The sequence below is a fragment of the Zhenhengia sp. genome (genome assembly GCF_046966505.1).
GTDB classification, from domain to species: domain Bacteria; phylum Bacillota; class Clostridia; order Lachnospirales; family Cellulosilyticaceae; genus Zhenhengia; species Zhenhengia yiwuensis.
In genome coordinates this window covers 12,790-35,486 of the sequence record NZ_JBKVCH010000004.1, presented here as the reverse complement: position 1 = coordinate 35,486, position 22,697 = coordinate 12,790, and the positions used below count along the sequence as shown (strand labels likewise).

The following is a 22,697-nucleotide window of genomic DNA, read 5'->3' as shown; positions in this document are numbered from 1 at the left end:
AAGTTACATTTTTTTTGACCAATTAAAGAAGAGGGTTAATTAGATTTATCTAATTAACCCTCTTGTTATTTATTTATTTATTTATTTACAATTTAGGATTAGCAGAATGATCCGTTATTTTGGAAGCAACAGAAGAAAATGATGATGATAATAATCCAGATAGTCCAGTCTGAGCCACCACAGCTATTGCCACAGCCATTGCCGCAACCACCAAATAAGTTTCCAAATCCATTGCCACCACAGCAGCATACGAGTAAGAAGATGATGATGATCCAAATCCAACAATTATCTAAACCGAAACATGAGTTCATAAAATATACCTCCTGAATTTTGAGTAATTATAAAGTTAACAAGTAGCCTTGGTGAAGAAGAAGAGTATGACAAGGATAACAATCAGATTAGTAGAGTTTTCACCGTGTCTACAAGTGTTTAAATCATTATGAGTTAAGAATAAAAAAACTAATAACATAAGCCATAGCCATTCAGAATGGTTACCTGATGCGGGTCGTGATGCTTCAGGTGATTCTTGAAGTTGTGCATTATAAAAATAGTTGAGTGCCATACAAAGCCTCCTAGATTTATAGAGTTACAACTATTTTATTAGGCTATAAGGCGAAAAATACATCATCCTTAGCAAATTGATCCTGTATTACAGAAGCAGTAGACAAAAACAATGAAGAGAACAATAACAAGGCATCTGTCCATATGGAAGCACTCTGCTAAATAGTCTAATAGATTGTCGAGGCAACCACTGCAAAGTAAGAAGATAATGATAATCCAAATCTACGTGCTGTTGCACATATAGTTACCACACCTTTCTTTAAACTTAAAGGATGTTGATTGAAGTAGTTAAGATTAATTACTACAATAATATCTTATGAACTATGGTAAAAAATGTTACTTATTTTCTTCATTTTCCATTAAATAAAGTAAAAGGAAAATGAGTGGGAGAAGGAAGTCATTTGTTTCAAGGGATGCAGAGCTAGGAGTTGAATGAGATTCAGATTTTAGATCAGATTCAGATTTAGATTTACAATCAGATTTCATATTGAACTGGGGGTGAGAAGTACTGTTTATATTTGAATTTAAAAAATGAGGATCAATATCTTGGTGATTATATTCACCTGGGATAAAAGTACGCATAATGCAGCCTCCTAAAAAGGTATATGTTTGTATTAGTTTATGAAATTGTATTAAATTATATACAAATAAAAATATTGTTGACAGATGAAGAACAATTGTATACAATTATACCTATATAAATTTTCAGAAATTTAATTGATCAATGAAATTTAACTTCAAAAGGGGGAAGCAGTATGTTTGAATTGGATAAAAAATCAAATCTATTAGAATTACCAGAGCACCGCTATCAATTAAAGGAAGTAGATGAGGCAAGGATGTTTAGAGAATTCTATCCTTATGAGGAGATACCTAAGATAGCTTTCAATAATGTGCATGTTCCAGTGAATATGCCTTCAGAAATATGGATTACAGATACAACTTTTAGAGATGGTCAGCAGTCAAGAGCCCCTTATACAGCAGATCAAATTGTGAAAATTTATAAGTTGCTTAATCGTTTAGGTGGACCAAAGGGGATCATAAGACAGACTGAGTTTTTTTTATATAGTGAGCAGGACCGAAGAGCTGCTTTAGAATGTATGAATTTAGGCTATGATTTCCCAGAGGTCACCTCTTGGATTAGAGCTTCAAAGAAAGACTTTCAGTTTGTAAAAGAAATGGGTATTAAGGAAACGGGAATTTTAGTAAGCTGCTCTGATTATCATATCTTCCATAAGTTGCATATGAAGAGGGGAGAAGCTATAGAACATTATCTTGGTGTTGTGAAAGACTGTATTGAGGCAGGTGTTAAACCTCGCTGTCATTTTGAAGATATTACAAGAGCGGATATATTTCATTTTGTTATTCCATTTGCAAGAGAGCTTATGAAGTTAATGGGAGAAACAGGCGTACCGATTAAAATTCGTGCTTGCGACACGATGGGATATGGTGTTAGTTATCCAGGGGCTATGATTCCAAGAAGTGTACATGGTATTATTTATAATCTTCATAAAGATGCAGATGTTCCTCATGCACTTTTAGAATGGCATGGACATAATGACTTTTACCGTGCAGTAGCTAACTCTACAACAGCATGGTTATATGGTGCAAGTGCTGTAAACTGCTCATTATTTGGTATAGGAGAAAGAACAGGTAATACACCTCTTGAAGCCATGGTATTTGAGTACGCACAGCTTAAGGGCACTTTAGATGGGATGGATCCTACAGCTATTACAGAACTGGCTGAGTATTATGAAAGAGAAGTAGGTGAAGTTATTCCGCCAAGAACACCTTTTGTAGGGAAAAACTTTAATGTAACGCGCGCGGGTATTCATGCAGATGGTCTCCTAAAGAATGAAGAGATTTATAATATTTTTGATACAGGTAAAATACTAAATAGACCACCACGTGTAGCTATTAGTAATACATCAGGGCTAGCTGGTATTGCACATTGGATGAATAGTAACCCTGCTTTATATGCGTATAAAGGTATAGATAAGAATAACCCACTTTGTATTTATCTTAAGGACTGGGTAGATGAGCAGTATGCACAGGGAAGAGTCACTGTTATTACAGATGAAGAGTTAGAAGAACTTATTCACGTATATGAAAAGATAACGGACTAGAATAAGGGGTTGGGGAAAAATAACAATAGATTAAAATTTCTTAATTATATATAATATTTTGTATAGATTATAAAATAGGAGGGAAAGCATGGGACTTACATTAACAGAGAAAATTCTTAAAGCTCACCTTGTAGAAGGGGAGCTGATTAGAGGAAATGAAATAGGTATTCGTATTGACCAAACGCTTACACAGGATTCAACGGGGACAATGGCGTACCTACAGTTTGAAGCAATGGATATTGATACTGTTAGGACGAAGTGTTCAGTGGCCTATATTGATCATAATATGCTGCAACAAGGTTTTGAGAATGCAGATGATCATAAGTATATTCAAACTGTTGCATATAAACATGGCATTTATTTTTCAAAACCGGGTAATGGTATTTGTCATCAGGTGCATGTAGAACGTTTTGGTATTCCAGGGCAGACCCTTCTAGGTTCTGACAGTCATACACCTACTGGTGGCGGTATAGGTATGATTGCTATAGGTGCAGGTGGACTTGATGTAGCTGTAGCAATGGGGGGAGGCACTTACTATATTACAATGCCCCATGTTGTCAATATAGAACTGACAGGTAAACTTAGACCTTTTGTATCCGCTAAAGATATTATTTTAGAAGTGCTAAGACGATTAAGTGTAAAGGGGGGTGTAGGCAAAGTTATTGAGTATACAGGAGAAGGGATCAAGCATCTTACTGTACCAGAGCGTGCAACCATTACGAATATGGGTGCTGAGCTTGGGGCAACAACTTCAATATTCCCAAGTGATGAAGTTACCGAAAGGTTCCTTAAAGCGCAAGATAGAGCAGAAGTATTTACAAAGCTTATGCCTGATAATGATGCAGCATATGATGAAAAGATAGTGATTCATTTAGATGAACTTGAGCCATTAGTCGCTCTTCCTCATAGTCCAGATCTTGTGAAAGCTGTTAAAGAAGTAGCTGGTCAGAAAGTAGACCAAATAGCTATTGGAAGCTGTACAAATGGTTCTTATCTAGATTTAATGAGAGTAGCTAAAATTTTAAAGGGAAAGACTATACATCCAGAAGTAAGTTTAGTTATTTCACCAGGCTCTAAACAAGTACTCACCATGCTTGCACAAAATGGTGCTTTAGCTCATTTAGTAGCAGCAGGTGCAAGAATATTAGAATCAGGATGTGGACCTTGCATTGGAATGGGGCAGGCGCCTGCAACAGATGCTGTTTCCTTACGTACCTTTAATCGTAACTTTAAAGGAAGATGTGGCACAACTTCAGCAAGTGTTTACTTAGTAAGCCCAGAGACAGCAGCGGTGAGTGCACTTACAGGTGTATTAACATCACCTTTAGAGAATGGAGACTTAGATATTGCAGTAGAAATGCCGCAGACCTTTGTAGTCAATGATAACATGGTTATTAAACCAAGTGAGCATCCAGAGACTGTAGAAGTAGTAAGGGGACCTAATATTAAACCATTTCCACTTAATACTGTGCTTGAAACTTGTGAGGGTAAGGTGCTTATTAAAGTAGGAGATAATATTACAACAGACCATATTATGCCTTCTAATGCAAGTCTTTTACCTTTCCGTTCCAATGTACCTTATTTAGCTAACTTCTGCCTAGCTCCATGTGATCAGGAATTTCCAAAGCGTGCTATAGAGCAAGGCGGTGGTATGATTGTAGGTGGAGATAACTATGGTCAAGGTTCATCTAGAGAGCATGCTGCACTGGCGCCACTTCAGTTAGGGATAAAAGCAGTTATTACAAAGAGCTTTGCACGCATACATAAAGCGAATCTGATTAACTCAGGTATATTGCCACTTGTATTTGAAAATCCGAAAGACTATGAGACTATTGAAGTTATGGATGAATTAGAGATTCCAGAAGTTAAGAAGCAGGTAGCTGGAAAAGAGCGTTTAACAGTAATTAATAAAACAAAGAACCTTACCTATACAGTCAAGCTAGAAGTATCTGATAGGGAAAGAAAAATGTTACTTTTAGGTGGAAAAATTAATAGGATTAAAGAGTTAGCAAAGCGATAGGGGGGAATAAAAATGGATAAATTACAGATGGCAAAAGAGCACTTTGCACAAATTGTAGAAGAACAACTTAAACGTGTAGAACGTATGAAACAGGACGAAGGCCCTGTAGACTATCAGGCATTAGATAAACTTATTATAGGATGCTGTGGTGGAGATGGTATAGGGCCGGCTATTACAGCGCAGGCAGAGCGTGTACTTAAAGCAGTTCTTAAAGATGAGGTTGCTAGTGGTAAAATAGATTTTAGGGATATTGAAGGTCTTACAATAGAAAATCGTATTGCAGTAAATAAAGCCATTCCAGATGATGTTTTAGCAGAACTTAAAGCGTGTCATGTGATTTTAAAGGGACCTACAACAACACCTTCTAAAGGAGATGGCCCTAATATTGAAAGTGCTAATGTAGCAATGAGGCGTGAACTGGACCTTTTTGCTAATGTACGTCCTGTAAGTGTACCAGAGCTTGGTATTGATTGGACATTCTTCCGTGAAAATACTGAAGGTGAATATGTATTAGGTAGCCGTGGTATCCATATTGATAAAGATATCTCTTTTGATTTTAGAGTGATTACAACCCAAGGTGTTAAGCGTATTGCAAAAGCTGCTTTTGACTTTGCACGTAATAATGGCAAAAAGCGTGTAGCGATTATTACAAAAGCCAATATATTAAAAAAGACTGATGGTAAATTCCTTGAGCTTTGTTATGAAGTGGCAAAGGATTATCCTGAAATTCAAGTAGATGACTGGTTTGTAGATATTATTTCAGCTAACCTGATTAATGAGAAAGTAAGAAGTGGTTTTGAAGTTTTTGTATTACCTAACTTATATGGAGATATTATTACAGATGAGGCAGCACAAATCCAAGGAGGGGTAGGTACTGCTGGTAGTGCAAACATTGGGAATCGCTATTCTATGTTTGAAGCCATCCATGGTAGTGCGCCACGTATGGTAGAAACAGGTAGAGCACAGTATGCTAACCCTGCAAGTATGATTAAAGCAGCAGAGCTCTTACTTCGTCATATTGGTCATGCAGATAAAGCAGATAGAGTACTTGCAGCACTTAAAGTGGCGAATAGTAAAGTAAAGATGACTGGACGTAGCGATGGCGCAACAGGAGCAGAATTTGCAGATTGTGTCATTCGAAATTTATAAGTTGATAAAGTGTATATAAGAGAGTGAAAAAGCCCTGTAAGTTATTCATTTTTAGTAACTTACAGGGCTTTTTAGATTTTAGGACAACAGATTCACTATTTACGAGCAGGTAGCGAAGTAGAAATTTAAATGCGAAAAACATTATAGAAAAAGGAGCTATTTAAAGGTATAATAGTAGGTCTATAGACTAAGTATGGACAGGAGAGATAGGCAGTCATGGAAAAATGGGACCTATTTGATGAAAACAGACAACCTTTAAATAAAGTACATTATAGAGGAGAGGAAATAGCCAAGGGACACTATCATGTTGTAGTAGGAATTTGGACGATTAATAGTCAAAATGAGATTCTGCTCACTCTTAGACATCCAGATAAAGATTTTTATCCAGATTGCTGGGAAAATACAGGTGGATGTGTACGCGCGGGGGAAGCAAGTTTACAGGGTGCTAAAAGAGAGCTTTTTGAAGAAACAGGTATTGATGTAGCAGAAGAAGAGCTTATCTTATTTAAAACAGAAAGAACTGAGGATACTTTCAGTGATACGTATATCGTAAGAGTAGATAGATCCATAGAAGAACTTGTCATGCAGGAAGGAGAGACTGTAGCAGCTAAGTGGGTCACGTTAGAAGAGCTAGACCAAATGGTGGATAGAGGCGAAGTTGGTCTTCCAATTGCAGAGAAGTTTTTAGCTTTAAGAGATGAACTTAAAAACTATTTAGAAAAGACAAGTATTTATTAGGCAAAAAGACTGTTGCATGAACGAGTTCGTGCAACAGTCTTTTGTTTTATACTTGCTGTATTTTGTAACAATGATTAAGGGGACCATTGCCATAGCCTAAGTTAAGTCCATCGGAAATAGCACCTGTTACATAATCTTTAGCATATTGAATACTTATTGGAAGTGTATGTCCTAGTGCCAAGTTACAGGCAATAGCAGAGGAAAGTGTACAGCCTGTACCATGTGTATTAGGATTATTAATTTTCTCTGTTTCAAACCAGTAGGAGGTGCCATTAGGAAGGTATAGGAGGTCACTTGCGCTTTCTTCAAGATGCCCCCCCTTTGCTAAGATAGGTTTACCCATATGAAGAGATAATTCCTTAGCACATTCCAACATCTGGATTTTAGTGTGAATAGGATTATTAAACGATAGTTGTTGCAATTCATGTAAGTTAGGTGTAATAAGTGATGCAAGTGGAAAGAGCTGAGTAATAAGTGCTTCTTTTGAACTGGTACTATTTAAAGAGCTACCCGTTGTAGCAGACATAACAGGGTCTATAACAATGTGTGCTGGTCTATACTTATCTAGATAGTAAGCAATGACTTCAATGAGAGTGCTATTTGCAATCATACCAATTTTAACAGCATGAGGCAAAATATCTTGAAAGATACATTCAAGCTGCTTTGAAAGAAAGTCTGGGGGAACTTCTAAGATAGAAGTGATACCCTGCGTATTTTGGGCAGTAAGTGCTGTAATAGCACTCATACCATATAAACCATGCATAGTGATAGTTTTAAGGTCTGCTTGAATACCTGCACCTCCGCTACAATCTGAACCGGCAATAGTTAAGATGGCTTTCATATTTGTATCACCTCTTGAGAGAGTTTACTAAGTGCTTGAGCTGCTACGTATATATCAGTTTTAGCAAAAAGGGAAGAGATGACTGCTACACCACTAATACCTAAACCCTTAAGTTGAAGTAGATTAGCTTCATTAATACCACCAATGGCTACTACAGGTATGGCAGTAGCTAGACATATAGAGTGAAGTAAATCCAGTGTAATGGTTTTAGCATCTTGCTTAGTTGTAGTACCAAAGATGGCACCTACGCCTAAATAAGTAGCACCTTCAGATTCAGCTTCCAAAGCACGTTCTATAGTTCTTGCAGAAGCACCGATGATTTTATCAGGGCCTAGTAGAGTACGTGCCTTGGACACACTCATATCATCTAAACCTAGATGGACACCATCTGCATCACTTAGAAGAGCAACTTCTACATTATCATTAATAATAAGTGGTACATTGTAACGTGTGGTAATAGCTTTTATAGCAAGTGCTTCTTGAACAAATGCTTTTGTAGATAACCCTTTTTCACGTAATTGGACAATAGTTACACCACCTTTTAGAGCTTCTTCTATTTGGAAGGCTAATGTTTGGCCCTTGAGCCAGGTGCGGTCAGTTACAGCATAGAGTTTAAGATAGCTTTTCGTAAAGTTCATAGTTTAATCCTCCTTCAACTTTAGAGAAATCTAGTAAGCTTATGGCATCTATAAGTAGGATATGCATAGATCCAGTCCCACCTTGAATTTGACAAAGCTTACTATAAGCTTGCTCACCACTAAGTCCCATGGCTAATGTGGCGGCTAAAGTAGCTTGGAGCAACTGAGTTGGATTTGCACCACAGTAAGCACCAATAAGGCTAGTAAGCATACAGCCGGTACCTGTAATAGTGCTCATGGCAGGATGTCCGTGGAATACCCTGTAAGTGATATGAGGAGAAGAAATAATATCCTCCTCACCACTTATGACAATAATGGAACCAAGCTTTTCACTAAGGTTTTTAGCAAGTTCAATAAGCATATCATAAGAAGACCTCTTTAAAGCGTTGGTATCTATACAAGAGGAATGATTTTGCCAAGTAGCAAGCGTAGTGATTTCAGAGGCATTGCCCCTAATAACAGAAAAAGAAACTTCTTTTAGTAATGTCTTAGCTAAATCTTTTCGAAATTGGGATGCACCTATGCCAACGGGGTCAAAGATAACAGGTATACCAAGGTTATTAGCTTTTTGACCTGCCTTTAGCATACTGATAAATTTAGATTCATTAGGTGTACCTAAATTAAGGACAAGAGCCTGTGCAGATGCTGTAATTTCTTCTACTTCATGTACATCATCAGCCATAATAGGAGAAGCACCACAAGCTAGAAGTACATTAGCGCAGTCATTGGCACTTACATAATTGGTAATACAATGAATAAGTGGACGTACTTCGTGGACCTTACTAGCTATTTGCTTAAACATGTTAGCCACTCTTGCCATACTTTTGTTTTACGTAATACATTAAGGACCATAATAGAAATAGTTGCGCCTCCTAATGAGCTAATCATAAAAGGCATAACATAGGCAAAAAGTGCTGCTTCTTTACCCATAATAAGTGTAGCCATAGGGAATGCTACAAGCCCGCCAATAATACCTGTACCAATGATTTCACCGATATAAGCCATATGTAATTTTTGTGTTTTCATATATAATAAGCCGCAGAGGAAGGCGCCAATCATACTACCAGGAAAAGCAAGTAGTGTACCAGTACCAGAGAGTACTCTTAAAAGAGAGATACAAAAGGCTACACCTAGGCCGTAAAAAGGACCTAGAATAACGCCACTTATAACGTTAATCATATGTTGTACAGGGAAGCACTTAGCAGCTCCAAGTGGAATATAAAAAGCTGAACATATAACGCCTAAAGCAATTAATAAACCTGCAAGTGTAAGCTTTCTAACTTTCATTAAAGATTCCTTCTTTCTTCGAATGTTTTAGTCCATAATATCGACATCTTCGCCGCGAAGAATTTTATTAATGTTACGTACAGCGCACATTTTACCACACATAGTACAAGTATCTTCACGCTCTGGAGTACTAGAAGTGCGGTAATCTCTCGCTTTATTAGGGTCTATAGCAAGGTCAAACTGTCTTTCCCAGTCTAAGTTTCTTCTTGCTTCACTCATAGCGTAATCCCAATCTTTTGCACCAGGAAGCCCTTTCGCTACGTCGGCAGCATGAGCGGCTATTTTAGAAGCAATAATACCCTCCTTAACATCATCAACAGTTGGGAGTCTAAGGTGTTCGGCTGGTGTCACATAGCAAAGAAAAGAGGCTCCATAAGTCGCAGCGATCGCGCCACCAATAGCAGCTGTAATATGGTCGTAGCCTGGTGCTACATCTGTTACCAAAGGCCCAAGCACATAGAATGGTGCACCTTTGCAGATGGTCTGCTGAATTTCCATATTGGCTTGGATTTGATTAAGTGGCATATGGCCAGGGCCTTCTATAATGACTTGAACATTACGGTCCCACGCACGCTGTGTAAGTTCACCTAATGCTACAAGTTCTTTAATTTGAGAGACATCTCCAGCATCTTCAATACTGCCAGGTCTACATGCATCGCCGAGACTTAAGGTAACGTCATAAGCGGCGCAGATATCTAGAATTTCATCATATCTTTCAAAGAATGGGTTCTCGAGCCCAGTAAGCTCCATCCAAGCAAAGATAATAGAGCCACCTCTAGAAACAATATTAGTGTGACGTTTTGTTTGTTTGAAAGAGTTGGCTGTATCACGGTTAATGCCGCAGTGAATGGTCATAAAGTCTACTCCATCTTCGGCATGCATACGCACAATCTCAATCCATTCATCAGAAGTGATTTTTTTTAAAGGCTTGTTATAGTAGACAACAGCATCATAGATAGGTACAGTTCCGATAATAGCAGGGCATTCCTTGGTAAGTTTTCTTCTAAAAGCTGCTGTATCTCCAAAAGAGCTTAGGTCCATGATAGATTCAGCACCTAAGTCTATAGCAGTCATTACCTTTTCCATTTCTACATCTAGATTGAGGCAGTCTTTTGAAGTACCTAAATTGACATTAATTTTAGTTTTAAGTTTGTGTCCTATACCATAAGGTGTAAGGCATATGTGATTTTTGTTAGCTGGAATAGCAACATGTCCCTTAGCAACAAGTTCTCGTAAAGTTTCAGGGCATATGTTTTCATAGGATGCTACATGATGCATTTGGGGTGTAAGAATTCCCTTTTTGGCTGCATCTATTTGAGTTGTGTAATGCATAGTTTGTTCCTCCTTGATTAAAGTTTAATTTTAGGTATAAAAATAGCGAAACCTACCCGTAGACAAGTTTCGCTTAGTAATATGCTATGCTATGACTAACCTTGTTCCCTACGTTGGCATTACCCAAATCAGGTTTAAAGGGTCGAAGTTGATGACTTCCTCTCAGCCCGCACACGAGCTCCCCAGGTTTTGCTATTTTTTTATATTTTATCATAAAATTATTGAGTATTAAACAATTTTAAGAAATTAATATTTTTAGAATGACTGAGCATAAATAGGACAACCGTATCATATAGTTATACTAAACGATATCCACATATATGGGGGGAAACTAATGAAAACGAATAAGAAGGTACTTCTAGTGACAATGGCTTTAATTGTTCTTAGTTTAGGTACTGCATGGTGTCTTTTTAATGATTATAAGGGGAAGCCACGTTATATTGTAAACGCATATATGAAAGCACTTAATAGTAGGGACTATGTATCGGCAGCTTCTCTGTTTTATGAGGATGAGCGATTACATGATTTTAATGATGTAGAAATGGCACAGTATTTAAGTAACTATTTTGAGGAAAAAGGATTCGTCAAAATGGAAGAAGGTAGAGGACAGATAGGGGAGCAAACAGGAAATGAAGCAAAAGCTTTTTATGAAGTGAGGTATAGTTTTGCGGGGCAGAACGTAACCAGCACTTTAAGTGTGGTAAAAGTAGAGGATAAGTGGCAGGTTGTATTTCCTTTTAGAATAGAGGATGTTAATATTTATACACCTTTAGGGTCTACTGTATGGTTTAATGATGAACCTGTTACACAAAAGGAAAACAATAAATACATTGTAAAAAATGTGTTACCAGGTCATTATACTGTACGTATAGCTTTTCCAAATGAAATATGTAGTGATTATATTACAGATATAGAGGTGCCTACCCAGACAGAGATAAAGATACCTTACCAAACGGTGGGAGTTCATATTGAGACTATTCCAGGGACGATAGTAGAATTAGGTGGTGAGAAGCAGGCTAACTGGGAAGGGAGTGTTGATTTTGAACAGGTATTAGAGGGGACATATCCTTTAAAAATCTATGATATTTATGGTAATATTGAAACTTATGAGAGTGAAATTACCATCTCAAATGAAAAGAAGCAGTTTGTTATAGAGGATTTTAAGCTTTCTAAGACTGGTAGTGAAAGGTTTAATCAAAGTATTAATACTTTTTACGCAGCTTATATAAAAGGAATAAAAGGACATAACAGTAAGAACTTAGAAAATCATGTGGTTTCAGAGAGTAGGGAATCCATAATAGGAGAATTTGAAGACTGGTTCATTAAAAATAAAGATGTTCAAAATGCTCAAATGGAAGTAGAGCTAGAGCAGGTAGAGGTTACAGAAAATGGAGATTTAGAGGCTAGCGTGTTAGAGATTGTCCATTTAACGAATAGGGAAGTAAACGATACAGGCAAGATGCAAAATGTAGGGTATAAGATTGCTTTAAGATGGGTGATGACATTAAGTATAGATGGGGAAGAATATAAGCTTAAAGATAGAGTGTTAGAGGAAAGTCTTGTTTCTTACAAGGATAAAGATGATAAATGGGTTGCCTACTAAAAAAACAATTGCACTTTTCATAGAATTTGTTAGAATAAGGTTTGTATACATAGATACGCGTACGAATGGGTGCGGGTAAGGAGGATTAAAGTGGGATACAATATTGGTGTATCAGATAAAGCTTCTCTTAGAGGTAAAGTGTTTAACACAATCAGGGAAGCTATTCTAGAAGGAAGTTACAAACCTGGGGATGTGCTTAGAGAAAGTACAATTGCAACGGAGTTAGGTGTAAGTCGTACGCCTGTAAGAGAAGCTATTAGACAGCTTGAGCTAGAAGGCTTAGTACAATCCATACCTAATAAAGAAACAGTCGTAGCAGGGATTACACAAGAGGACGTTGAAGATATTTATCTTATTCGTTCAAGACTTGAAGGTTTAGCAGCGAGAAAAGCAGCAGAACGTATTACAGAACAAGATTTACAAGAGATGGAAGAGATTTTAGCGCTGACTTCGTTTTATGTAGAAAAAAATGAAGTGAATCAACTCAAAGAGTTAGATCATAAGTTCCATGATATTATATATAATGCAACGCATAGCAAGACACTTAATCATATGCTTTCAGATTTTCATTCTTATATTCAGCAAGCAAGAAAAACTTCTATTTCTACACCAGGTAGACCAAAAGAAGTTTTAAAAGAGCATGAAGGTATTTACGAAGCACTTAAAGCAAGAAATGGTGAACTTGCAGAAAAGTTAGTAGAAAAACATATTCAAAATGTAGAGCATAACTTGCATATTAATAATAAGTAAAAAGGTGAAGCAGTAGTGCTTCGCCTTTTATGTTATATAAAAGAGGGGGAATTTAAATGAACGTAGAGATTAGAGAATTAGATGAATCTTATAAAGGGAAGAAGTTTCTATTTCAATATGAGACTACACATTACTTTGATATAGAAGCCACTGAGAAAGAAGAGGAATGGGGACTACGTTTTATTAAGAAGTCTTTTGAGAAAGCTATACAAAAGCAGTTTGAATCAGTGCTTTTAGAAGACTTCTTAGAGGACCCTATGTTATTAGGTGCTTTTAAACAAGATAAGTTAGTTGGCTTTATTGAGCTAAGTCATGAGAAGTGGAATAACAGGTTAAGGATTTCGAATATTTTTGTAGAAAAACCTTATCGTTATCAAGGCATAGGGAAGATTTTAATGGATAAAGCTATAGAACATGGAAAGAACATTAAGGCAAGGGCTATAGTCTTAGAAACGCAGAGCTGTAATGCACCTGCGATTAAGTTCTATAGGAGATGCGGTTTTACTTTAATAGGGTGTGACTTAACAGCTTACTCTAATAGAGATACAGAGCAAAAAGAAGTAAGGTTAGAAATGGGAAGATGTTTATAAATTATGAAATAGTAAATTATGTACTTTAATATGAAGTTTTAATTTATTATAGATTTCTTGTTATTTATATTTGAAGAGGTAAATATTATGGTTAAACTTTCTGATATTAATGAAAATAATTATGAAGCATGTTCTGGGTTGATGTGTACACAAGAACAGTGTGAATTTACAAATTCACCTGTATGGTCGTTGTTGCAAGCTGCATATGCATCATTCAAGGATAAAAGTAAATTATATTGTATTAGTGATGATAATAGAGTAGTTGGTATGATAAGACTAGACTTTTCTGTGTATGATGATTATTATATGTTTACAAATTTGATAATTGATAAATCTTATCAGCGTAAAGGAATTGCAACACAAGCTGTGAGATTAGCTCTTGATATTTTTCGTGAAGAGAAAAAGTTTGAAGTTGTAAGAATTCATGTGGCTATGAAAAATACGCATGCAATTCATCTTTATAAAAAAGTTGGATTTGTTAGTACAAATAAGTTTAGTGAAAAGGGTTTACTTATTATGGAATATAGCCTATAATGCTAATTTCTATATACTACAAATAAAAGACCAGTAACATTATGTTACTGGTCTTTTAACCTAATATAATATTCATATTTTGCCTAATAGGCCTGTAAATTAAGCTTAGCTGTTAAGTATTTCTAACTCTTCAGATGTTTCTTCCCAATTTGTATAGAGAGAAGCAATATTTTCTTCAATAGCTGCTTTTTGGTTCATAATGTCACGAGAAGCATCGGGGTTCGTATATACTTCTTCAAGGCAAAGCTGTTCATCCAGTTCAGCGAGTTTACCTTCTTCAAGCTCGATTTTTTCTTCTATACTTGTTAAAGTACTTTGGAGTTTCTTAATGCGATTTTGAAGTTCTTTTTGCTTTTGCCAGTCTTCTTTAGAAGAAGTTGGTGTACTTTGTTGAGTACCAGAAGTGCACAATACGGGTATTTCTTTTTTCTTTTCCATATAGTAATCATAGTCACCTAAATATACAGACATATGGTCTTTTTGCATATCAAGTACTTTGGTTGCAGTTTGATTGATGAAGTAGCGGTCATGAGATACGTAAAGAATGGTACCTTCATATTGGTTAAGTGCATTTTCTAGTACTTCTTTTGACATCATATCAAGGTGGTTAGTTGGTTCGTCTAGAATAAGGAAATTTGCTTTTGAAAGCATAATTTTAGCAAGTGCTACACGACCTTTTTCACCGCCACTTAAAGCACTAATAGGTTTAAATACATCTTCTCCTGTGAATAAGAAAGAAGCCAGCATATTACGAATTGCTGTATTTGTAAGGTCAGGAAAAGCATCCTGAATTTCCTGCATAATCGTATAGTTTGGATTAAGTGTAGCGTGTTCCTGATCGTAGTAGCCGATGTGTACATTGCTACCTAGTGTAATGCTACCACCAGAAATGTCACTTTGGGCCATAATCATACGGAAAAGTGTTGTTTTACCTACGCCATTTGGGCCAACAATAGCTACTTTTTCACCACGTTTAATATCAAAAGTAATATTATTAAAGAGAGCGCCATCTTCAAAGGACTTAGTCAGCTCCTTAACTGTTAAAACATCATTTCCACTTGTAATACGTGGTGTCAGTACAAGGTTCATAGGTTTGTCATCAATCATTGGAAGATCCATGACTTCTATTTTTTCTAATAGCTTTTCACGACTTCTAGCGCGCTTGATGGATTTTTCGCGATTAAACTGACGTAGTTTAGCAATAACCGCTTTTTGCTTAGCGATTTCTTGTTGCTGCTTTTCATATTGATTCATAGCAGCCTCATACACTTTTTCGCTTTCTATAACAAAGTGGCTATAGTCGCCGTTATAGACCATAGCATGGCCAAATTCAAGATGAATGACTTTTGTAACAACCCTGTCTAAAAAGTAGCGGTCATGGGAAATAATAAGAACAGAACCTTTATAACTTCTTAAATAGTTTTCCAGCCATTCTGTAGCTACAATATCAAGGTGGTTAGTCGGCTCATCTAGAAGTAAGAGGTCTGGTTCTTCTAGAAGTAGTTTAGCAAGTGCTACACGTGTCTTTTGACCGCCAGATAAGGTTGTGATAGGTTGGGTATAAATTTCTTCTTTAAGGCCCAAACCTTTAAGAACACCACGTACGAGACTTTTATATTCATAACCACGCATATTCTCAAAAGTGCTACGTAATTCATCATAAGTATGTGTAAGAGCAAGAGAATGTGTTTTTGCAATCTCTTCTTCCATTTGATGAAGCTTTTCTTCAAGAGCAATCACTTCATCAAATACATGAAGGAGCTCTTCATAGACGCTACAGCCTGAATTAAAATGCATATTCTGTTCAAGGTAGCCGATACGAATACCTTTTGCAAAGAAAACTTCGCCGTTATCAGGTGCAAGTTCTCCTGTTAAAATACGAAAAAGTGTGGTTTTTCCTGCACCATTATTTCCGACAAGTGCTACTTTTTCATGGTCTTCTATATGAAATGAAATATCTTTTAAGATAGATTGCTCATTAAAAGATTTATATACAGCATGACAATTTGCAATCATAAGCTATCCTCCTCATTAATCTAGATTCATCTTAACAGAAAAACTAGAAAAATAAAAGTGAGTAATAGCCAAGGTTAATTGACAAAAAAAAAACTAAAATGCTATACTAAAAAAGATAGAAAAAGAAGGAGGTAAGTCTGTGACTGAAGAGAGAAAGATTTCTATGGCAGTAATCCGTAGATTGCCAAGATACTATAGGTATTTAGGGGAATTATTAGACAACGGAGTGACTAAAATATCTTCTAGAGAACTTAGCGAGAAAATGAAAGTTACAGCCTCTCAAATTAGACAGGATCTTAACAACTTTGGTGGTTTCGGGCAGCAAGGTTATGGATATAATGTAGAATATTTACACAAAGAGATTGCAAAAATACTAGGACTTGATAAAACACATACAATGATTATTGTTGGTGTAGGTAACTTAGGACAAGCTCTTGCTAACTACCCATCTTTTAGCAAACGTGGCTTTAATCTCATTGGTTTATTTGATATTAATCCAAGGCTTATAGGTATGAGTATGCGAGGCATTGAAGTTATGGATATAGATAAAATGGAAGACTTCGTTAAAACAAATAAAGTAGATATTGCCATTTTAACAATGCCAAAAACAAGAGTTAAAGAGACGGCTGAGAACTTAGCAAAATGGGGTGTGAAAGGGCTTTGGAACTTCTCACCTGTAGATTTATTTTTACCAGAACATGTACATGTTGAAAATGTGCACTTGTCACATTCATTAATGACTTTAGCCTATAAGATTAATGAAGCAGAAGAACTTGATAATGGTAATGATTATAAACCTTTTTAGAGGCCTATATAAATAAAAGGTTCACCTATCTTAGAGAAAACAATTAAGGATGGGTGAATCTTTTTTTACGCAAAAAAACCTAGCTTAAGTCGCCTCCCCCTTATCAATATAGGCGAAACTTAAGCTAGGTTTTTATTGTGTGGCAAGGACACTCAGGTACTGGTTAACATTCAGCTTCAGTATGAAGATATAAGCCAGTGGGCTAAGCGGAAGGACTTACCTTGTTACAGGTGCTTCTAATCAGGGTCTATAGGTGAAAGAGATGCTCATGCATTTATCACTGCAAGTGTCTGAAGTAGAAACTTTGTACATAGGATTTACCGTAGGCATTGCCTTTAAGCTTACTTCTTTGTGAAGTAGAATGTAGCTTAAAATATTGAGTGTATAGGACGTGCCCTGTAAACTATTTGATTGCCACTACCAAATAGTGCAGTTGGCTAAGAAGAAATAAGTAAGCTTTAGAAGGGGGAACTAAAACTTTCAAATAACATCTTAGCGAGTAGAAGATGCTTATACTTATCTAGAATGGTATGAACACCTTTTATAAGTTAGTTATACACTATAAGAAAGAAAAAGACTAGTGTATATTTCAGAAAATTTAATTTTTGGCACACTACCTAAATTGTAGACTAAAATTAAGTGAAAAAAGCCACTAGTATTTTGTAATTTGTCGCTTCCACATTAAGAAAGTGGTTTTCTAGATAGATGATAAAACTAACGATATTTATTAACGATTTCATTCATGGTATCTAGATGTTTTTCCATATCCGATACAAGTTTGAATTGTGTCCTGCAACGATCTAAGTTGTGACCTTCTCTATGCACTTTGAAGTAGGTATCACCTTGTAAGTAGTCTGTTAAGAATCTCATACCACATTCAAGTGTCATTGTCATTGCACCTATAGGAAGCATGTCAATTTCTCTTTCCGTAAGATTGCCACCGCAGCCTTCTAAGAATCCTTTTGTATAACTTTCAAATAAGTTAAGGTCAAAGTTTACTTTTGTTAGGTCTGGCTCATCTTCGGCACCAGTTGTAGCACCAAAGCGGATCGAGTCACCGAAATCATTTACAGATAAACCTGGCATGACAGTATCTAAATCAATGATACAAATAGGTCTATGGGTTGTATTATCAAACATACTGTTATTCAGTTTAGTATCATTATGCGTCACGCGAAGTGGAAGATTCCCATTTGCTAATTGATTAGCCAGTATATGGGTTAAAGGCTCTCTTTCCATTACGAAAGCAATTTCTTTTTGTACATCTTTAGCACGTCCACAAATGTCAGCTTCTACAGCATCTGCGAAAGCTTGAAAACGAACAGGTGTATTGTGGAAGTTAGGAATTGTTTCAGAAAGTGTATCAACTGGATAATCAGCAAGTAGGTTTTGAAAATGTCCAAAGGCATAACCACATTGGTAGAAAAGCTCAGCATCTGCTAGAATTTCGTAACAAGTTGTATCAGTAAGGAAAACATAGCTCCTCCAGTAGTTTCCTAAGCTGTCTTGATAGTAAGATTTACCTTGTTTTGTGGGGATGATATTAAGTGTCTCACGGTTTATATCACCACCTCTAAGCATAATTTTCTCTTTTAGGAAAGAGGTGATACCAATGATGTTTTGCATAAGGGCATCTGGATTTTTGAAGATTTGATGATTAATTCTTTGTAAGATATAAGGAATTGTTTTCCCATCTTTTTGAAAGTTTACTAAGTATGTATCGTTAATATGACCATTACCGTAAGAAGTGTGATTTAAGTATTTACCTTCAAATGACATGTTTTCAATGGCTTCCATGATTTTGGCTGAACTTAATGTTTGGCTCATTATTTTTCCTCCCATAGATGTGTTGGATAGATATGATTATTTTTGAAACATTCAATAGCATGTACAACAGTTTCTTTATCTTCTTTATAAGTTACACCGTACCATCGGTCAGTAGAAGTAAGGACACTAACAGTTGCCTTATTTTCGGTTAATAACTCAGACACTACTGAAGGTAAGAAGTATTCACATTTTAATGGATTAACTGGGAGTGATGCGTCTAAAAAGCTAGAGAATCTCGCCTTAGTTTCTTTTAAAATACTTGGAGTGAAGCCCCACATATTCATAGAGACAATAGAGTCTGGAGCTATATTTACCCAAGTTACTCCATCATCTTCAGTGAAAGCTGCTCCAGTTGCAGTTTTTTCAATACGTGTGCGCTCTGTAATGTTTGTAAGCATGTTGTTCGAGTCAACTACACAAATACCTCTTGCTACAGATCCATTTTCTGTGAGTGTATTTTCTAAAACATATCCAACCATTGCATAGCGATAGTAATCATCATCTTTTACATTTAGTAAGTAATTATAGATGGCAGTAAAAGCATCTTTACCATAGTAGTCATCTGCATTAATTACTGCAAAAGGTGCATCAACTGTTTCGAGGCAGCATAAGATTGCATGAGCTGTTCCCCAAGGTTTAATACGTCCTTCAGGAAGTGTATAACCTTCAGGAAGTGTATCAAGTTCTTGATAGACATATGAAACATCTACGAACTGACTGATACGATTTCCAATCATTTCTTTAAAGTCTGCTTCGATTTCTTTTTTAATAATAAATACAACTTTTTTAAAGCCTGCTCTTACGGCATCAAAGATTGAAAAGTCGATAATTAAATGCCCTTCTTGATCAATTGGATCTATTTGTTTAAGTCCGCCATATCTGCTTCCCATACCAGCAGCCATAATTACAAGAATTGGTTCATTCATCATTATCACATCCTTTAAAATTATTTATAACTTGCTTACAGTATAGAAAATATATTTGGTGTTTTCTATGTAAAATAGTATAATTATTAGTAAAATAGGCTAATCATTTCAATAGTGCTAAAGGGGGATTTTATGAGTGAAATCATTTCACTAGAAATGGTATTAAAGGAGCTTCATAACATATCAGGATTTCGTATCTCTGTGCATGATATTCATCATAAAGAAATTGCATCCTATCCTAAGGAACTTACTAGGTTTTGTGGGATGATGCAACAAGATACAAGTATTTATAGAAGTTGTGTAAAAAATGATAGCGCTGCCTTTGATAAAGTGAAAAAAGACGAACAACCTTATATTTACAGGTGTCAATTTGGATTATATGAGGCAGTAGCCCCCCTCTATTATTCAGGTATTTTATCAGGGTATCTTATGATGGGGCAAGCTTTAGATACTTCCATACATACGAAGGAGGAGGTTTATAGATTATCTCGCCAATATGTATCCAATCCAGTAGTTTTGAAAGAGGCTATAGAGAGTATTCCAGCGGCTACAAAAGATAAGATTTCTTCGTGTATTAATATTATGGGGATCTGTGCAGAGTACATTACACTTAGTAACAGGTTCAAAGCATCTACTAAAAATCTCGCACAAGATGTGAAAACATATATTCAGGAAAACTATGAGAAGAAAATAACTTTGGAGATACTGTGTAAGCAGTTTTATTGTAGTAAGGCTACCCTTACCCATTCTTTTAAAAAAACTTATGGAGAGACTATTAGCCATTTTATGACTTTAACAAGACTAGAAAAGGCTGAGAAATTATTATCGGTTTCAGATATGAAAATAGGGGAGATTGCTACTCGGTGTGGTTTTGCAGATCAGAATTATTTTTGTAAGGTGTTTATTAAGGTATTTGGTATAACACCTAATGCATATAGGAAAAAGAATAGAGAGCTTTAAAGGGAGAGGGAATTAATAAAAGAAATGGAATACTAGGAGAAGTTAAAATATGATTATAGGAATAGGCAACGATATTATAGAAATTGAACGCATACAAAGAGCGGTAGAAAGAACGACTAGGTTTTTAGATAAACTACTTACACCAGTAGAACAGGAAAGATTGCATAAAGCTAATAAGCTCTCTTATGAGTCTATAGCAGCCTTATTTGCAGCAAAGGAAGCAGTGAGTAAAGCATTGGGCACAGGTTTTGTAACATTTGAAATGACGGATATAGAAATTTTGAAAGATGAGAAGGGAAAGCCTTTTGTAAAACTTTATAAGGGTGCAAGGGTAAGAGCTGATGAGCTAGGTGTAAACCAAATACACGTAAGCATTTCCCATTGTCAATCTTATGCAACAGCTTTTGCCATTATAGAAAGAGGGAATGTAAGTGAAACTTGCAACTAAGAGAGAAATGAATCAATTAGATCAAGATGCTATGAGTCAATATGGTATACCGAGCTTACTTCTTATGGAACATGCAGCTTATGGGGTATTTTGCTATTTAATGGAAGAGCATCAAGGTAAATCAGTTACTATTTTATGTGGGTCAGGTAATAATGGAGGAGATGGACTTGCTTTAGCTAGGATTCTCTATAGCTTTAAGAAGGTACAAGTACAAGTGGTATTACTCGTGGAAGAGGAGAAGTTATCATCAGATGGAAAGGTGTATTACACCATCTGTGAAAAATTGGGTATACCTATCTATCGCTATTTAGAAGAGATGGAACTTGTATGGGAGTTAATAGAAGAAGCCCAGGTCCTAGTAGACGCAATTTTTGGCACGGGGCTTACAAGACCTATTACAGGGAGCTTTTATAAAGTCATTGAGAAGGTGAATGCAAGTTCAGCCTTTAAAGTAAGTGTAGATATACCTTCAGGTATTCACCCCGATACAGCAGATGTATTAGGGATTGCAGTAGAAGCGGACTGTACATTGACTTTTCAAGTACCTAAAGTAGGACAATTCCTTTATCCTGGGATTGCTCATATAGGTACCTTACGTGTTGTAGATATTGGTATTCCAAAAGAATTGGTAAGTAAGATGTCTTGTATGCATTATGCTATTGATGAAGACATGGCTAAAGGTATGTTGCCGGATCGCCCTATACGAAGTAACAAAGGCACTTATGGAAAAGTCCTAATGATTGGTGGGCAAGTAGGCATGGGAGGAGCTATATGTCTAGCAAGTAAGGCTGTGATGAAAGTTGGTGCAGGGCTTGTGACAATAGCTGTCCCAAATGCCTTAGCACTCCTTACACAGCAAAAAGTAACAGAGGCGATTACATTGTCTTTGCCAGAAAGAGATGGACACTTAGATGAAACGGCTGCAACTATTTTGAAAGAGCATATGATGCAGTACTCTACCATAGGAATAGGACCAGGTATTGGCCGTAGTGGTATGATTCAGAAAATAATGGAAGTGGTGCTTGAAAGTGATAAGCCTATTGTGGTAGATGCAGATGGATTATATGCACTTAAGCCTTATTTAAATCAGCTTAAAGCACGTAAGGCTCCAATTATTATAACGCCACATCCAGGAGAAATGAGTTATTTAAGCGGAGAAAGTATAGCAGATATTTTGGCGCATCCAGTAGAAAGTGCGAGAAGTTTTAGTGAGCGATACGGCATCATTGTAGTCTTAAAGATTGAGAGAATGATTGTGGCTGTGCCAGATGGGAGTATTTATATTAATAGTAGAGGTCACTCAGCTATTGCAAAAGGCGGAGCAGGTGACGTTTTAACAGGATTTATTACGGGATTATTGGCGCAAAATAAACAGCCCGTATCTGCAGCTCTTTTAGGATGTTACTTGCATGCAGATACAGCATGCTCTTTAGCAAGGCTAAAAGGAAGTTATAGTGTCTTACCTAGTGATCTTATAGAGCATGTAGGGGAAAGTTTTAAGGACCTAGAAAATAAGCATTAGCAAAGTTTATCATATATTAACCTCCTA

At 36.3% G+C, this 22,697-nt stretch carries 23 protein-coding genes and 1 riboswitch; of the genes, 12 read left to right on the top strand and 11 right to left on the bottom strand.

All coding sequences use genetic code 11. The features are described 5' to 3' along the window. Positions 1–98 precede the first annotated feature (98 nt). From ACLTBU_RS05860 to ACLTBU_RS05850, 3 genes are all read right to left on the bottom strand, one after another. Positions 99–311 (bottom strand): chorion class high-cysteine HCB protein 13, encoded by a 213-nt coding sequence (locus ACLTBU_RS05860; protein WP_177671388.1) that lies wholly within the window; start codon positions 309–311, stop codon positions 99–101. A gap of 35 nt (positions 312–346) precedes the next feature. Further along, a complete protein-coding gene (locus ACLTBU_RS05855; protein ID WP_177671396.1) occupies positions 347–562 on the bottom strand; it encodes a hypothetical protein in 216 nt (71 codons plus the stop codon). Positions 563–897: 335 nt separating this feature from the next. Next, positions 898–1,143 (bottom strand): hypothetical protein, encoded by a 246-nt coding sequence (locus ACLTBU_RS05850; protein ID WP_249333321.1) that lies wholly within the window; start codon positions 1,141–1,143, stop codon positions 898–900. 173 nt (positions 1,144–1,316) lie between these two features. Here ACLTBU_RS05850 and ACLTBU_RS05845 point away from each other — a divergent pair, with 173 nt between their 5' ends. The 4 genes from ACLTBU_RS05845 to ACLTBU_RS05830 all read left to right on the top strand — a co-directional run bounded on the left by ACLTBU_RS05845 (position 1,317) and on the right by ACLTBU_RS05830 (position 6,591). Next, a complete protein-coding gene (locus ACLTBU_RS05845) occupies positions 1,317–2,684 on the top strand; it encodes a 2-isopropylmalate synthase (RefSeq protein ID WP_249333320.1) in 1,368 nt (455 codons plus the stop codon). 88 nt (positions 2,685–2,772) lie between these two features. Next, positions 2,773–4,704 carry an aconitate hydratase gene (locus tag ACLTBU_RS05840; RefSeq protein ID WP_412218089.1) on the top strand — a complete coding sequence of 644 codons (1,932 nt, stop codon included), beginning with the start codon at positions 2,773–2,775 and terminating at the stop codon, positions 4,702–4,704. Positions 4,705–4,716: 12 nt separating this feature from the next. Next, positions 4,717–5,853: an isocitrate/isopropylmalate family dehydrogenase gene (locus ACLTBU_RS05835; protein ID WP_412218088.1), complete on the top strand. Its 1,137-nt coding sequence runs from the start codon at positions 4,717–4,719 to the stop codon at positions 5,851–5,853. Positions 5,854–6,069: 216 nt separating this feature from the next. Continuing rightward, a complete protein-coding gene (locus ACLTBU_RS05830; protein ID WP_177671401.1) occupies positions 6,070–6,591 on the top strand; it encodes an NUDIX domain-containing protein in 522 nt (173 codons plus the stop codon). 46 nt (positions 6,592–6,637) lie between these two features. Here ACLTBU_RS05830 and thiD read toward each other — a convergent pair whose 3' ends face one another. The 5 genes from thiD to thiC are packed head-to-tail and all read right to left on the bottom strand — an operon-like array spanning position 6,638 to position 10,689. Further along, positions 6,638–7,432 carry a bifunctional hydroxymethylpyrimidine kinase/phosphomethylpyrimidine kinase gene (thiD, locus tag ACLTBU_RS05825; protein WP_412218087.1) on the bottom strand — a complete coding sequence of 265 codons (795 nt, stop codon included), beginning with the start codon at positions 7,430–7,432 and terminating at the stop codon, positions 6,638–6,640. Further along, positions 7,429–8,070 carry a thiamine phosphate synthase gene (gene thiE, locus ACLTBU_RS05820; RefSeq protein WP_177671403.1) on the bottom strand — a complete coding sequence of 214 codons (642 nt, stop codon included), beginning with the start codon at positions 8,068–8,070 and terminating at the stop codon, positions 7,429–7,431. The genes thiD and thiE overlap by 4 nt, the downstream gene beginning before the upstream one ends. After that, a complete protein-coding gene (thiM, locus tag ACLTBU_RS05815) occupies positions 8,045–8,872 on the bottom strand; it encodes a hydroxyethylthiazole kinase (RefSeq protein WP_177671404.1) in 828 nt (275 codons plus the stop codon). The genes thiE and thiM overlap by 26 nt, the downstream gene beginning before the upstream one ends. Beyond that, positions 8,857–9,357: an energy coupling factor transporter S component ThiW gene (thiW, locus tag ACLTBU_RS05810; RefSeq protein ID WP_249333315.1), complete on the bottom strand. Its 501-nt coding sequence runs from the start codon at positions 9,355–9,357 to the stop codon at positions 8,857–8,859. Before thiW ends, thiM begins: the two co-directional genes overlap by 16 nt. Positions 9,358–9,384: 27 nt before the next feature. Continuing rightward, complete coding sequence (gene thiC, locus ACLTBU_RS05805; RefSeq protein WP_177671406.1) at positions 9,385–10,689, bottom strand: phosphomethylpyrimidine synthase ThiC; 1,305 nt, start codon at positions 10,687–10,689, stop codon at positions 9,385–9,387. A gap of 85 nt (positions 10,690–10,774) precedes the next feature. After that, a riboswitch (TPP riboswitch) is annotated at positions 10,775–10,883 on the bottom strand. A 140-nt stretch (positions 10,884–11,023) separates the two neighbouring features. Between thiC and ACLTBU_RS05800 the strand changes: the two genes are divergently transcribed. The 4 genes from ACLTBU_RS05800 to ACLTBU_RS05785 all read left to right on the top strand — a co-directional run bounded on the left by ACLTBU_RS05800 (position 11,024) and on the right by ACLTBU_RS05785 (position 14,166). Continuing rightward, positions 11,024–12,292, top strand: coding sequence for a hypothetical protein (locus tag ACLTBU_RS05800; RefSeq protein WP_337530623.1), 1,269 nt, complete (start codon positions 11,024–11,026; stop codon positions 12,290–12,292). Between the two features lie 90 nt (positions 12,293–12,382). Beyond that, a complete protein-coding gene (locus ACLTBU_RS05795; protein ID WP_177671408.1) occupies positions 12,383–13,042 on the top strand; it encodes a GntR family transcriptional regulator in 660 nt (219 codons plus the stop codon). Positions 13,043–13,098: 56 nt separating this feature from the next. Further along, positions 13,099–13,632, top strand: coding sequence for a GNAT family N-acetyltransferase (locus ACLTBU_RS05790; RefSeq protein ID WP_177671409.1), 534 nt, complete (start codon positions 13,099–13,101; stop codon positions 13,630–13,632). Between the two features lie 87 nt (positions 13,633–13,719). Beyond that, the gene (locus ACLTBU_RS05785) at positions 13,720–14,166 is read left to right on the top strand and encodes a GNAT family N-acetyltransferase (RefSeq protein ID WP_412218083.1); all 447 of its coding nucleotides are present in this window, start codon (positions 13,720–13,722) and stop codon (positions 14,164–14,166) included. A 105-nt stretch (positions 14,167–14,271) separates the two neighbouring features. Here ACLTBU_RS05785 and ACLTBU_RS05780 read toward each other — a convergent pair whose 3' ends face one another. Then, positions 14,272–16,182, bottom strand: coding sequence for an ABC-F family ATP-binding cassette domain-containing protein (locus ACLTBU_RS05780; RefSeq protein WP_177671410.1), 1,911 nt, complete (start codon positions 16,180–16,182; stop codon positions 14,272–14,274). Positions 16,183–16,321: 139 nt separating this feature from the next. Between ACLTBU_RS05780 and ACLTBU_RS05775 the strand changes: the two genes are divergently transcribed. Continuing rightward, positions 16,322–16,987, top strand: coding sequence for a redox-sensing transcriptional repressor Rex (locus ACLTBU_RS05775; RefSeq protein WP_177671411.1), 666 nt, complete (start codon positions 16,322–16,324; stop codon positions 16,985–16,987). 714 nt (positions 16,988–17,701) lie between these two features. Here ACLTBU_RS05775 and ACLTBU_RS05770 read toward each other — a convergent pair. Both ACLTBU_RS05770 and ACLTBU_RS05765 read right to left on the bottom strand, forming a co-directional pair. After that, on the bottom strand, positions 17,702–18,814 hold the full coding sequence (locus tag ACLTBU_RS05770) for a phosphotransferase enzyme family protein (protein ID WP_177670951.1): 1,113 nt from the start codon (positions 18,812–18,814) through the stop codon (positions 17,702–17,704). Further along, complete coding sequence (locus ACLTBU_RS05765) at positions 18,814–19,740, bottom strand: nucleotidyltransferase family protein (RefSeq protein ID WP_249333312.1); 927 nt, start codon at positions 19,738–19,740, stop codon at positions 18,814–18,816. The genes ACLTBU_RS05770 and ACLTBU_RS05765 overlap by 1 nt, the downstream gene beginning before the upstream one ends. A 132-nt stretch (positions 19,741–19,872) precedes the next feature. Here ACLTBU_RS05765 and ACLTBU_RS05760 point away from each other — a divergent pair, with 132 nt between their 5' ends. The 3 genes from ACLTBU_RS05760 to ACLTBU_RS05750 are packed head-to-tail and all read left to right on the top strand — an operon-like array spanning position 19,873 to position 22,670. Next, positions 19,873–20,700, top strand: coding sequence for a PocR ligand-binding domain-containing protein (locus tag ACLTBU_RS05760; RefSeq protein WP_249333311.1), 828 nt, complete (start codon positions 19,873–19,875; stop codon positions 20,698–20,700). 49 nt (positions 20,701–20,749) lie between these two features. Beyond that, positions 20,750–21,148, top strand: a complete 399-nt coding sequence (locus ACLTBU_RS05755; protein ID WP_412218080.1) for a holo-ACP synthase — start codon at positions 20,750–20,752, stop codon at positions 21,146–21,148. Next, a complete protein-coding gene (locus ACLTBU_RS05750) occupies positions 21,132–22,670 on the top strand; it encodes an NAD(P)H-hydrate dehydratase (RefSeq protein ID WP_412218078.1) in 1,539 nt (512 codons plus the stop codon). Before ACLTBU_RS05755 ends, ACLTBU_RS05750 begins: the two co-directional genes overlap by 17 nt. The last annotated feature ends 27 nt before the right edge of the window (positions 22,671–22,697 follow it).